This is a genomic window from Novacetimonas hansenii (assembly GCF_014843995.1).
GTDB classification, from domain to species: Bacteria; Pseudomonadota; Alphaproteobacteria; order Acetobacterales; family Acetobacteraceae; genus Novacetimonas; species Novacetimonas hansenii.
Window position 1 is genome coordinate 1506370 of record NZ_CP062147.1, and the last position, 13448, is coordinate 1519817.

At 58.7% G+C, this 13448-nt stretch carries 10 protein-coding genes; 6 read left to right on the forward strand and 4 right to left on the reverse strand.

Features of this window, described 5'->3' with window-relative positions:
• Positions 1-82 precede the first annotated feature (82 nt).
• Both IFJ82_RS06650 and IFJ82_RS06655 read left to right on the forward strand, forming a co-directional pair.
• Positions 83-2500, forward strand: a complete 2418-nt coding sequence (locus IFJ82_RS06650; protein WP_192266045.1) for a recombinase — start codon at positions 83-85, stop codon at positions 2498-2500.
• Positions 2501-3539: 1039 nt separating this feature from the next.
• Positions 3540-3953 carry a hypothetical protein gene (locus IFJ82_RS06655; protein WP_175576172.1) on the forward strand — a complete coding sequence of 138 codons (414 nt, stop codon included), beginning with the start codon at positions 3540-3542 and terminating at the stop codon, positions 3951-3953.
• Between the two features lie 28 nt (positions 3954-3981).
• On the opposite strand, the gene IFJ82_RS06660 is transcribed toward IFJ82_RS06655, so the two are convergent.
• Positions 3982-4959 carry a hypothetical protein gene (locus IFJ82_RS06660; protein WP_075595211.1) on the reverse strand — a complete coding sequence of 326 codons (978 nt, stop codon included), beginning with the start codon at positions 4957-4959 and terminating at the stop codon, positions 3982-3984.
• Positions 4960-5333: 374 nt separating this feature from the next.
• Here IFJ82_RS06660 and IFJ82_RS06665 point away from each other — a divergent pair, with 374 nt between their 5' ends.
• The 4 genes from IFJ82_RS06665 (at position 5334) to IFJ82_RS06680 (ending at position 8725) form a co-directional block, all read left to right on the forward strand.
• Positions 5334-5519, forward strand: a complete 186-nt coding sequence (locus tag IFJ82_RS06665; protein WP_062809906.1) for a hypothetical protein — start codon at positions 5334-5336, stop codon at positions 5517-5519.
• A gap of 58 nt (positions 5520-5577) precedes the next feature.
• Positions 5578-6483, forward strand: coding sequence for a polyphosphate kinase 2 (gene ppk2 / locus IFJ82_RS06670; protein WP_003620483.1), 906 nt, complete (start codon positions 5578-5580; stop codon positions 6481-6483).
• A 160-nt stretch (positions 6484-6643) separates the two neighbouring features.
• Positions 6644-7390 (forward strand): acid phosphatase, encoded by a 747-nt coding sequence (locus tag IFJ82_RS06675; RefSeq protein ID WP_003620480.1) that lies wholly within the window; start codon positions 6644-6646, stop codon positions 7388-7390.
• Positions 7391-7624: 234 nt separating this feature from the next.
• A complete protein-coding gene (locus IFJ82_RS06680) occupies positions 7625-8725 on the forward strand; it encodes a glycerophosphodiester phosphodiesterase (RefSeq protein WP_192266370.1) in 1101 nt (366 codons plus the stop codon).
• Between the two features lie 484 nt (positions 8726-9209).
• Here IFJ82_RS06680 and IFJ82_RS06685 read toward each other — a convergent pair whose 3' ends face one another.
• Genes IFJ82_RS06685 through IFJ82_RS06695 form a run of 3 tightly spaced genes read right to left on the reverse strand, consistent with a single transcriptional unit; the run spans position 9210 to position 13350 of the window.
• Complete coding sequence (locus IFJ82_RS06685) at positions 9210-11534, reverse strand: xanthine dehydrogenase family protein molybdopterin-binding subunit (protein ID WP_040510878.1); 2325 nt, start codon at positions 11532-11534, stop codon at positions 9210-9212.
• Positions 11527-12000 (reverse strand): (2Fe-2S)-binding protein, encoded by a 474-nt coding sequence (locus IFJ82_RS06690; protein WP_003620477.1) that lies wholly within the window; start codon positions 11998-12000, stop codon positions 11527-11529. The genes IFJ82_RS06685 and IFJ82_RS06690 overlap by 8 nt, the downstream gene beginning before the upstream one ends.
• A gap of 21 nt (positions 12001-12021) precedes the next feature.
• Positions 12022-13350: a cytochrome c gene (locus IFJ82_RS06695; RefSeq protein WP_003620476.1), complete on the reverse strand. Its 1329-nt coding sequence runs from the start codon at positions 13348-13350 to the stop codon at positions 12022-12024.
• Between the last annotated feature and the right edge of the window lie 98 nt (positions 13351-13448).

Sequence of the window (13448 nt, forward strand, 5' to 3'; positions counted from 1 at the left end):
GTCATGATTACCTTCTTTCCACTAAATGCGCGAACCGGTGTCCTCGCATGGTCCTCGTTCGCCTGCACGAGGGAGCCAGTGCATGGACGGAGGTTTTTCGCTGTTTGGCGGCGCGCGTGCGCAGATACGTGATCCCTTCGAAGGGGCATTCGGCCTATCCCCGCTGCCTGCCCGTTCGCTGGATCGTGGGATGGGGGCGGCTGTGGGGCGGCGGACCGTGTTCCGCCCCACCGATCACGAGGATTTCGGCCATGTGGCCGCGCGTGTGGCGCGGGGCAATACGGCGTTACTGCCCGGCGTGGACGCGCGGGAACGTGCGCAGTTGCGTAACGCCATCGCCACCGGTGCATTACTGACATCCGGTCGGCATCTGCAACATGGTGATGCCACGCAACCGGGCCGGAACATGGAAATGTTCACCAATTGCGCCACTGCCATCTGTTCCTTCGCCAAATTCTACTTGTTACTCAATGGCTCCGGCGTGGGGCGGGCCTATGATGATGAACTCTGTGTGGTGGACTGGACGCGGGCGCCTGACCTGTCGTTCGTCCTTGCGCCGACGCATCCGGATTATCCCCGTGATCGTGCCGGGTTGTTGCGGTTCGGGTTGGATATGCAGGTCGTGCCATGGGGGACAACGCTGGAAACCTTTGACGCAGGGATGGAGGCACAGGTCCGTGCGTTCCGCGCCTCGTCCATCCTGCCCGAAGTGCCTGCGCCACAGATGCGAAACAGTGCCGCGATAAGTGTCCATGTCATCGAGGATAGTCGCGAAGGCTGGGGCAAGGCGATCGAGAAGATCGAGGCCATGGCATTCAGGGGACAGCATGACCATCGGCTTGTCCTGGACCTCAGTGCCATCCGGTGCGCCGGCAGCCCGATTGCGGGCATGCAGGGGCGCCCTGCATCTGGCCCGATTTCCCTTTTGCGTGGGTTGCTGAACATTCGCCGTCACGTGATCGAGGCGGGGCGGGACAAGGCTATGCCCCTGTGGGAACAGGCGTTGCGGGTGGATCATTACCTGTCGGTGGAGGTGCAGGTCGGTGGCGCCCGCCGTGCCGCACGTATGGCCACCAAGTCCTGGCGCGATGCCGATGTGCTGCGCTTTATCCGTGCCAAGGAAGAAGGCGGCCTGTGGACGGCCAACCATTCCGTAATGGTGGACCGCGAATTCTGGGGTTTTGTGAACGACCCGGCCATGACCGGTTCATTGGCCGGGCATGCCCGCAGGGTCTTTGCCGAGGCCACGCGATGCGCATGGATCAATGGGGAGCCTGGTTTCATCAATGGCGACCGGCTGGAGGACAACCGGACCGGGAGTGCCCGGCAGAAGAAAATACATGCGGACGGGCGGGATTTCCGTTCGGGACGGTATCAGGCGACAGAGGCGGCCGCCCTTCTGGCGGATATTGCCGGGCGTGCGGCACATGCGCATTTCCCGGTGACGACCAACCCGTGTGGCGAAATTACGCTGCATGTAACGGGTGGGTATTGCGTGATCGGTGATTTTGCACCGTTGCTGGCCTGTCCGATACCACCGGGGGACGTGACGCCCGGGCGCATGCCGCATGCGGTTACGCAGGTGTGGGATGCGCGTGTGCGTGATTCCGTCAGGTTGGGTGTAAGGTTCCTGCTGCGTGCCAATCGCATGGACGCCCTGTATGGGGAGGAAGTGCGACGGACCAACCGTATCGGGATCGGGCCAACCGGCCTGCACGAATGGGCGTGGGTGCGCTTCGGTCTGGATTTTAACGACCTGCTGGACGAGGAGCGCGCCGCCCCGTTCTGGTGCGCAGTGCAGGAACTTTCAATCATAGCCAAGGAAGAAGCCAATCTCTATGCCCGCGAAACCGGAACTGTGCGTCCGGTTACGGTGACAACCATCAAGCCCGCCGGCACGACGTCCAAACTGTTTGGCCTGACGGAAGGGGCACACCTGCCGGCACGGCGGCAGTACCTGCGCTGGGTGCAGTTCAAGGGCGTGCAGCGCGAAGATGGCACGTGGGAGGAGGGGGCCGACCCGCTGCTTCCGGCGTATGAAAAACGGGGATATCCGGTGCGTTCATTGCGCAGTTTTCCGGGCATGAGCATCGTGGGCTTTCCCACCGTGCCGCTGATTCAGCGCCTGGGCATGGGGGAACGGATTGTCACGGCGCCGGAAGCCACGCCAGAGGCACAGTATCGCTGGTTGGAACTGCTGGAAAAATACTGGATCGGGGCGGAACAGGGCAATCAGGTGTCTTATACGCTTAAGGTATATACCAACCGGTATGATCTGGCGGAATTCCGTGCATTGGTCGCGACCCACCAACCGCATGTCCGCTGCTGTGCCATATTACCCAGCCGTCCGGATTCCGCTCTTGGTTATGAATACCTGCCGGAGGAGGAAATCTCCGCCGGGAAGTTCGCGGCAATTGCCGCTGCGATACATGATGATGATGTAAAGGAAGTTGTTGACTGGGCGCATCTGCAATGTGCCAGTGGAGTATGTCCCATCTGACGGTGATGGGGGCTGGTTAGTTGAAAGGGCAGTGTCAGGAACATGCCGGTATTATAAAGGTTTTTCATGAATGATTTTTCATGAAGCCTTCGAAGGACGTAGCCTCTGGTGGGAACAGGGAATGCGTGAATGGTTTTTATTGTTTCGAAAATGAATCGAAGATGTAATGAATAACGGGAACAGATCTGGAGGGAAAAAATGTGACGGCTCAAGGAGCACGCTTCGATGCTGATGGTATATTTAGAGGATTTCTATAACCATGAATTTTAATTTTCATGGGTCAATAATAGAAACAAAAATATTTAGTGATTCTGAATTTCACAAGCTGGTTTGTGAGATATATATTGACGGAGTATATATATGTCTTTTGTCTGTGGACGATGGAATAGATAGAATTAGCATAGTATTTCCAGATTGTGAGGAGGAATGTAAAAAGAACAAAGTGAGATATGATACATTCGTCTTCGCATTGTCTCTGGTAAAAAAAGATATTTTGAATAAGTGCTGACTGTTTAAGGCGGCAGCCGAAATTGCGGACATATCCACCGCGGATATCCTCCTGTTGCGCGCTATGCCGTATGGTACAGTAAATGTTGCGATGGCGGCTAACGTATCCCCAGCGGGTCAGGCATTGCCGTCGTCGGCTTCTGGTCCATAACTGGCGGAATGTATTGTACCGTTTGGTTCATGATGGGGATATGCATGAGGAAGGAAAGCCCCTCGGGTTCGGGGCGGTTTCAGGGCGGTGGGGCCTGGCCGTCAGGGCCGGAATGATGTCTTGCCTTCTGACCTCTGAGGCTTGTTTTTTGCTTCACCGCAGTATCCGCCCCAGATCTCGGGGCCGGGCAAAGCGGGTGCCATGATTGCGCAGTCCCATGGGTGTTTCCGTGGGGGAAGGCGGCAAATGTCACGAAATGTTAGAATATGCTCCTCATCATTCACGTAGGTCCCATGCAGCACTATGTCTTGTGAAGCCCCCGGATCATGCGCGAACATCGTGGCAGCGCATGGCATGGGCCGCCGGTGGAGGAGAAATAAGGTGAAGCAGACAAAATACTGGACGGTGGCGCTGATGGCCATGTCGCTGGCTGTGGCGCCGGTCCTGACCCTGACAGAGGCGCATGCGCAGCATGGTGGCGGCCCGGGTGGCGGTGGTGGACCCGGTGGCGGTCATGGGGGGGGAGGACCCGGTGGCGGCGGTCGTGGTGGACCGGGCGGCGGCTGGGGCGGAGGAGGCCCCCGTGGTGGAGGTCCAGGCGGCCCAGATGGCGGCTGGGGTGGCGACCGTGGCGGCTGGGATCGTGGCGGTGGCTGGGATCGCGGGGGATATGGCTATGGTTGGGGTGGTCCGTATCCCTATTATGGGTATCCCGGATATGGTTACGGCTATCCCGGTTATTATGCCTATCCTTATGGGGGATGGGGCTGGGGTGGTTGGGGCGGCGGGTGGTAGTACCCGTGTGCTGTCGCGGTGGTGCCTGTCAGGCGCATCGCCGCGGCAGGTATGAAATGACACGATCGAGCAGGATATCCATTTCCGGGCGCTGGATCGGATCGACACATGTGGTGATATAGGTCCGGGCACGTCGTTTGATGATGTTGGCCTGACGCAGTTCTGTTTCGCCCATGTTGCTTTCCGCGATCATGTCCGCGATTGTCATGTTCCGGTGAAATGCGCTCCAGGTGATGTGGAACGCGGCCTTGTTTACGATCGTTTCAAATTCCTGCCTGCCGAATTCCGATTGGCAGGCACCAAGCTGTTCCTTGGCCTGAACATACATGTCCATGGCGGGACGGGTGATGTGACGGTGAAAATGCCGCCTGTGCCATGCACGCGCCCAGATATGTTCCTGATGCGCGATTTCATATTCCTGCACGTTGGCGTGGCTGTCTGCAATCAGTGCATGCACGGCGCGTGCCGCCAGCCAGGCGCTGGCGAAATCGGGATAAGTCTGCCCATTCCACAGGGGGGCAAGGCCGGTCGACCCAATGGCAAAGCGGAATCCGCGTTGCCCGTCTATACCGAATAGTACACTCAGTGTCGGGTCGGCACCGCCTTCATGTCCCAGAACAAGGATATGGCCCGCATCGCCCGCATGCATATGACGTTGCACCGTCAGAAGGTCGAACAGGCTTTCGTCCTCGATCGAATTTTCGATATGTGTCTTTACATAGGTCATGAAAAGCGGATTACGCACATTCGTGACGCCACGTGGACAAAAATCAAAACCCCACCAGCGGGACATCTTGATGAGGTGAAAGGCAAGTTCATTGCGAAGCCGCGTCAGGTCCGGCGGATTTTCACCTTCGTCACACAAGGCCTGAATATCGCGGAACCGCGTGGCCAGCCTGTTGACCTGGGAGGAAAAGAATGTGCGCGGATTGAAATAGTCAAGGAACAGGGCGGGGCGTGAGTGCTCCAGGTGCCAGTCGGGTGTGCATCCTGTGGTGTCGGGCATGGTGGCTTTGTCCCTGCACTGAAAAAAAGGTGCGGCATCGCCCCAAGGAAGGTGGACGATGCCGCAGAGTTTTCACGGCGTTAGGGCTGGGAAATCGACGGTTGGGGAACTGTCTGATACGCCGTGAGTTCATTATCCATATTGCAAACGCATCGCAATTGCAACACGAAAGTGCAGGCTCCGCCCCCACAGCGATCGGGCTGATGGCGGTGTGTAGGCGAACCCCATTGCAACCGTGCGGGGGAGGTGAAGTTTCCCGCACATGGCGATATTTATGTTTTGAGACCAAAATGACATTTCAAGAAACGTTCATATTCCATAAGGAAAATCAGGACTATGGTCCGCTGATCCATTGGTCTGACAAAGAGTGGGTCATGCAGGACACGTCGCGCGAAAAGAAGCAGGACATCATCGAGGAATGGCGTCCCGCGCTGGTTCTGGTGTGGAAGGACCGTCGGCATGAAAGCGCGGGCAACAGGGACAGGGCCCTGCATGATGCCCCGCATGACGCGCTTGCGCCGATTGATGACGAGGATGCCTATATCCACGACGAATTCTGACGGCTAATGCGTGGTATCGATCACCACGACCCCATTTGACAGGATGGCCAGTTTCCTCATGAAGCATAGTTGCGATCGCGAATCGCGTGACAAGATCCGCCTGCGCGAGGAGATCCTTGACGACCTTGATGAAGAGATCGAGCTTGAGCTTGATGACGCACGTCTGGGGTCGGGAAAGAATTGTGACCCGCTGGATTTTCGTCAGGTCTATTTCCGTGAACTGCTGCGCCTGCAGGGCGAACTGGTGAAATTGCAGGACTGGGTCAAGGAGACCGGGCATCGGCTGGTCGTGATCTGCGAAGGACGCGATGCGGCGGGAAAGGGGGGCGTGATCAAACGCATTACCCAACGCCTGAATCCGCGCATCTGCCGTGTCGCCGCCCTGCCTGCGCCCAATGACCGTGAACGCACGCAATGGTATTTCCAACGATATGTCAGCCACCTGCCTGCCGCAGGTGAAATCGTGCTGTTTGACCGAAGCTGGTACAACCGCGCAGGTGTTGAACGGGTGATGAATTTCTGCACGGATGCGGAATATGAGGAATTCTTCCGTTCGGTGCCGGAGTTCGAGCGGATGCTGGTGCGCAGTGGAATACAGATCGTCAAATACTGGTTTTCGATTTCCGATGACGAACAGGAACTGCGTTTCCGTGCCCGGATGGAAGATCCGCTGAAGCAGTGGAAGCTAAGCCCCATGGACCTTGAAAGCCGCAGGCGGTGGGAAGCTTATACGCTGGCCAAGGAAATCATGCTGGAACGTTCAAACATCGCGGATGCGCCATGGTGGATCGTCCCGGCTGATAACAAGAAAAAAGCGCGCCTGAACTGCATCAGTCACCTGCTGTCGCAGGTTCCCTATCAGGACGTGGAAAAGCCCGAAGTCACGCTGCCTGAACGTGTCTTCGGCCCGGATTATATCCGCCAGCCCGTGCCCGATGATATGGTCGTTCCAGATTTGTATTGAAAAAGGTGACGGACATGTCACCGTCGGAAACATACCGGTGACCCGGCGGCGGGGGCCGTATCTGGCGCGTTATTGTGTTTTATTATTGTGGGATGTCATGCGGAAACATTATCTATTGTCAGTCCTGTGTTCGTCACTGTTCATGGTTTCAGGAAATTGCGTGGCCCGTACGGCACCGTCAGCACACGCGCCGGAGGCAGGGTATCTAACACCTGCGACGCAGCCTGATGCCACACAGTACCTTCCCCCGCCGCCGCAGGCTGGCTCGGCGCGTCAGGCCGCGGATGACCATGCCTTTGAATCCACGCGTGGGCTGAAGGGCGGCGCGCGCTGGGCACTGGCGACATCCGATGCGGACCTGCGTATCGAGGCGCTGCTGCGCAGCTTTTCCTGTGCGGCAGGCTTTACGATCGACGCCAGCAAGGCACCGCGCCTTGCCGCGCTGATCCATCGGATGGATGTCAGCGAAATTCCCGATATGCGCAACGCCAAGGCATCATGGCATCGCGCACGTCCTTTCGTGGGCAATACGCAGTCGATCTGCACAGAGGACGATCGGTCCCACCTGGCGACATCGGGGGCTTATCCTTCCGGGCACACCCTTCTGGGCTGGAGTACGGCGCTGGTGCTGGCGGAACTTCTGCCGGACCGTTCGACCGAAATCCTGCAACGTGGGCGCGTATTCGGTGAAAGCCGTATCGTCTGTGGCGTGCATTGGGCCAGTGACGTGCTGGAGGGATATATGACCGGGGCAGGCGATATTGCCGCCATGCACGGCAACCCTGCCTTCCGGGCGGATCTGGATGCCGCACGGACCGAGCTGGAGGGCCTGCGTCACGAAGCCCCCAAGCCCAATCCGCAGGCTTGTACGATCGAGCATGATGCTGCGGCCCATTCTCCGCTCTGATCCGTGATGGGGCAGGGGGCGAATGCCCCCATGGGAATCTCTCCATGACTGGGAAATAAAAGTGTCGGTACATGTTTTTTTTTGAAAATATTTGAAAAACATGGGCTTTTTTGAAAAGTCGACGCCCGGAAAGCTTTTATGTTTCCCAGTTGCCCCATGGATCATCTTTTCCGACAGCCCCAACCGGGTCATGGCGCCAAGACAATCAGACTGGAAAAATTCATGGATAAGGCCATGCTGACACGCAGGCAGGCAATCGTTCTGGTGGGGGGCGCGATAATGTTGCCGGTGCGGCCGGGACGTGCCGCGCCATCACTGGCACCGGTGCCCCTGGTCATGGCGCATCGTGGGGCATCCGCATTACGGCCGGAACATACGCTGGCATCCTATGCCAGAGCCATTGCGGATGGCGCTGATTATATCGAACCCGACCTTGTCCCCACCAGCGATGGTGTGCTGGTGGCGCGACATGAAAGCAATATCGCGGGAACGTCGGATGTCGCAAGCCATCCTGAATTCGCATCGCGCAAGCGGACGGTCGTGATTGATGGCGTGTCGGAAACCGGATGGTTCACGACGGATTTCACGCTGAAGGAGCTTAAAACCCTGCGCGCGCGGGAACGTCTGCCGATGGTGCGTGCCCATAACACGCGTTATGATGGACATTTCGATATCCCCACGTTCGAGGAAGTCATTGATTTCGTCGCGGCAGAGGCTGCCGCACGTGGACGTGTGATCGGCCTGATCCCGGAGATCAAGAACTCCACCTATTTCCACAAATTGGGGCATACACCGGAAGAAACGTTCCTGCAGGTGATCGGGGCACATGAATATACGCGTTATTGCCCGTTGGAGGTTCAGTCGTTTGAGACCACGAATCTCAAGACATTGTCTGGCAAGGTAAAGGCGATCAACCCGCAGGCACGTCTGATGTTCCTGATGGGGGAGCGCACGCAACGGGTGCCGGACCTTGCGGCGGCTGGGCAGGGCACGACATTTGGCGACCTGATGACGCCAGAGGGCCTGCGTAACGTGCGGCAGTATGCGGATGTGATTGGTCCGTCGAATGTAGACATCATTCCGCGCGATGCCTCCGGGGCATGGCTTGCGCCGTCATCCTTGATCGAGGATGCGCACAGGGCCGGGTTGCTGGTGCATTCGTATACCTTCCGGCCCGAAAACTGTTTCCTGCCGCTGCAACTGCGTAATGCGATGGGGGATAATGCCCGCAATCCCGACGGGGCCATCGCGGAAATCCGGCGCTATCTTGATCTTGGGCTGGACGGGTTCTTTACGGATGACCCGGCGCTTGGCCGACAGGCCGTGCGGATGTGACGCGCCGCCTGTTGGCTGACGGTGCGTTTCTGGTAGGACTTCCGTCAGGGGAATAGTTGCGAAAGACGTTGCCTTTTTCCTCGGTGCGGATTGAAAGCACCCATTGAAAAAGAATGGGAAAAGTTTTCAGTCGTCGCCTTGTTTTTTTTGAACATGCGATGTCTTTCAAAGCTTTGGGGAAAGCTTTGAAAATTTATCAGGGGCTGTTTGAAAAAGTCAGGTTCAATAGCATCCTGAAATTATAAAGGTTTTTGATGAAGCTTTTTCAAAAGGGCTTCCGAAGATGCTGCCTTTCTGAAAAAAGGCAGCATCCAAAAACTTCCTTATGATTTCAAGCTGCTTCCCGGACCAATGTTTCAAACAGTTTTTGAGATCAGGCAACATCCCGGACGTTAGGCAAAGACGTCGTTTCCAAACGGCAAAAGAAAAGGGGGCTGGCACATCATGCGCCAGCCCCCTTTTTCATGCCCTGTCCGGGGCAGGCTCAGCTTCCCTGAAGCCCACGCAGGACATCCGCCGGGCGCACCGGCATATGGCGCAGCCGGACACCGACGGCGTTGAAGATCGCATTGCCAATGGCCGGGCCGACAACCGTGGTTCCGGGTTCACCAAGGCCCATCGGCTTTTCGGTGCTGGGCAGGAACTCGATATCCATCTCCGGCGTATCGGCCATACGCAGGGGGGTATAGGTGTTCAGGTTCCGGTCCACCGGCTGTCCGTTCACGATTTCCGTGTTCTCGAACAGTACCATGCTCAGGCCCCACAGGGCCGCACCCTCGGTCTGGGCACGTGCGCCGTCGGGATCGACCACCGTACCGGCATCCACCACGATCGTCAGCTTTTCACAGCGGACAACACCGGTGGAGCGGTCAACATGTACCTGCGCACAGCAGGCGATCCATGTCGGCATGCCGCGTTCCTGTCCTGCGGTCGTGCAGATACCCAGCGCGGTGTCCTTGGGCAGCGTCTGCTGGCCCCAGCCCACCTTTTCCGCCAGGCGGCGCAGAACCGCAGCCTGTCGCAACGCCCCGCCAACGGCATCGGGGGCTTCGCCCTTGTTGCGTCCGGTGGCCGTCAGCATATCCAGACGGAACTGCACGGGGTCCTTTTTCTGCGCATGGGCGACTTCGTCCAGGAAGCATTCCACCCCCCAACTGGTCCAGCCGGGACTGACCGAGCGCAGCCAGCCGGGACGGAAGGTTTTTTCCGCCAGGTCGTTGCGTAACGCCCGCACGCGAAATGCCCCCACTTCGTACCAGTGATCGGCACCAGCAATGGCAAACTGGTCATATGGGGCGTCATGTACGCCCTTGGCCATGAAAGCTTCCGCCATGACCCCGGTGGGCCAGCCGGCCGCCGCCTGATAATCCATGGCAGTGATCTTGTTGGAGGCATCGAACGCCATGCGGACCCGCTGCACGGATGGTGAGCGGAAGGAGTCGAACACCATGTCGTCCGAACGTGTCAGGATCAGCTTGACCGGTTTGCCGCCAAGTGCCTTGGAAGCGAGGGCGGCCGGGATCATGTAATCCCCGTTCAGGCGACGCCCGAACCCGCCACCCAGCAGGTAGCTGCGCAGCACGATCTTGCTTTCCGGGACTTCCAGCGCCTTTGCCAGTGTCGGCAGGATCAATGACTGCCACTGGTTGCCTGCATGGATCTCGTAAACGCCGTCCTTGACAAAGGCGAGGGCGTTCATCGGCTCCAGCTGGTAATGCAGGACGGATGCGCAGGTATATTCCTTGTCCATGACCGTATGGGCCGAACTGAACGCCTGATCCACGCCATCGTCATTGAAGACGTAAACACCACCTTCCTTGTGGTTGATCAGTTCACGGCCACGATCCTGGATGTCGCGTTCGTTGACATGGGCGGTCTCCCCCGGGATCCAGTCCACCTTCAGCGCGTCGGTCGCACGGATGGCGGCGCTGTAGCTGCTGGCAAGCACCACGATCCACCCCTGCACCACGCCCGACGGGTCGTCGATCTTCAGGTAACGGATATAGCCCTTGACCTTGCGAGCCTCGCTGTCATCAACGGAACGCGCCTTGGAGCCATAGCGCGTCGGCGGCATCTTCGGGCGGGCATAGACCATGCCCTCGACCTTGGCGTCGATGCCATAAATGGCCTCGCCCGTGGTCTTGGCAGGAATGTCGAGTGCCTTCTTGAGTTCCGAATTGCCGATCAGGCGACGCTCGCTCGCAGGTTTCAGGGGCAGCTTGGCCATTTCCTCGGGCGTGAAGGAGTGGCTGGGATGACCCTGCGTGACAATGTCGCCAAAGCTGATCTGTTTGCCATTGGCGGCGGACACGATGCTTTTGCTGACGCTGCACTTGTCGGGCGTCGTGCCCAGCAGGCGCGCGGCTTCCTCCACCAGGGCCGTTCGCGTTGCCGCGCCTGCCTGACGGAAAATATCCCACGTCATCCAGACGGACCAACTGCCACCTGTGACCATCAGGCCCCATTTGGGGTCGGTATCGACATAATTGATCCGTACCTTGTCCCAGTCGGCCTCCATCTCGTCCGCGATGATGCGGGCAAGGGCGGAGCCGATATGCTGGCCCATTTCCGCACGGATGATATTGACCGTGATCTCCCCATCCGGTGCGATCGCACACCAGATGGTGGGTTCGAACGCACCATCGCCGGGACCGGATTTATCAAGCGGGAAAACCTGGTTGGCCGATGCCTGCCGGGCAAATCCAAACATGACGCCCGCGCCAAGCGAGGTGACAAGGAAGCCGCGCCGGGACAGTCCCTGTCCTGAGCCGGAGCCTTTTCCAGTAAGAAAACGGTTCAGTCTACCCATTTGACGAATCTCCGCGTGCGGCTGCCGCGGCCTTCTTGATGGCGTCGCGTATGCGAATGTAGGTCATGCAACGGCACAGGCTTCCGGCCATGACCGCGTCGATTTCCTCATCCGTGGGGGAGGGATAATCCTTGAGCAGGCTGACGGCCTGCATGATCTGTCCCGACTGGCAGTACCCGCACTGCGGCACCTGCAGTTCACGCCATGCTTCCTGCACGGGATGCTTGCCCTCGGGGTCAAGCCCTTCGATCGTGGTGATGTCAGCGCCTTCGGCGGCGCTGATGGGGGTGATGCACGACCGGGTGGCGCGACCGCCGATATGCACGGTACATGCGCCGCACATGCCGATGCCACAGCCGAACTTTGTCCCGGTCAGGCCAACTTCGTCACGGATAACCCACAGAAGCGGGGTATCTTCGGGGACGTCAACGGTGACTTCGCGTCCATTGAGGTGAAAGGTCGTCATGTTCTAGCTCCGTCTTTCATCTCAATGAGAAGAGGCGACAGGAGAGGCAGCCAGCGTCTTGCGGACGTCTGCGGCTTTCTTCTCAAGGTCGGTCCAGGGTTTCAGGGTCGTCCGCGTGGCGCGCAGGTAGGCGGCCAGACGTGCGAGGTCCGCGTCGGAGAAGGAATGGTAGAAGCTGGGCATCGACACGGTGGAGATGCCTTCCTGCGTTCCAATTCCGTGCAGGATCACCTGATACAGGTTGGTCGGTTCATCCAGCCACAGCGCATTGTTCAGCGCCAGGTCGGGGCGTCCGTCAACCGGCTGCGGGCCGGCGTTGGCATGACACGCGGCGCAGGCCCCGGCATACAGGCGTGCGTTGGGGTCTGTCTGCGGGCCGACGAGGTCACGCATGGACGCCTTCATGGCCCAGGCAATGGCCTTGGGGTCTTCGTTGACGCGGGTGGCGGCCTTGTCGATATCCGCAAGATAGTGCGCGATGGCGTGGACGTCGGATTCCGGCATCTCGCTCAGGCCACCATGGACGACAGGCGACATCGGGCCAGCCGCACTGCCATGCAGCGGGGCGGAACCGTAACGCAGATACTTGAAGAACTCGTCCTCGGTCCACACGACAGGGGTGGGGTTATGTTCGTTGAGCGGCGGGGCAATCCAGTTATCCACCGGCGCGCCGTCATAGGGGGCACTGCTCTTTTCCGCGCCCATCGCATTGCGCGGTGTATGGCACGCAGAGCAGTGGCTCAGCCCTTCGGCAAGATAGGCGCCACGATTCCACTGCGCATCCTTGGCATCGTTATTCTTCAGCGGCCCTTCATGCAGGAACAGGAGCTTCCATCCAGCCTGTTCCAGGCGGATATTGAAGGGGAAGGCCACCGTGTTGTCGCGCTTGACCGAATGGACCGGTTCGCGCGTCATGAGGAACGCATAGACGTCATCAATGTCCTGATCCGTCATATGCGTGAAATGATCGAACGGGAACGCCGGGAAAAGCTGTGTCCCGTCACGTGAAATGCCCTTGCGCATCGCACGCTTGAACGCGGCCTGCGACCAGTGACCGATGCCGGTTTCCGGGTCGGGCGTGATGTTGGAGGAAAAGATGGCGCCAAAGGGCGTGTCCATCTTGTAATCGCCCGCCAGTTCGATACCGCGCTTGCCGTCGGTGCGGGTATGACACTCCGCACAGTAACCACCGGCGGCCAGCACACGACCATGTTCGATCTGTGCCTTGCTGAAGGAGGAGGGAGACGGCGGCGCAACCGGAGCAATCTCCGGATACCACGCGTACGCAAGGAATCCGACGCCACCGGCGACACCGATTCCCACAATCGCTGCTGCAATGCGTTTAATCACGATGTTCTCGCGGTTGTGAAAGTCATTTTATCACCCCGTATCATCCGCCCCGAGTTTCGGCGCTACGTCTTCAGAAACAAAGAAATCAACATGCATGT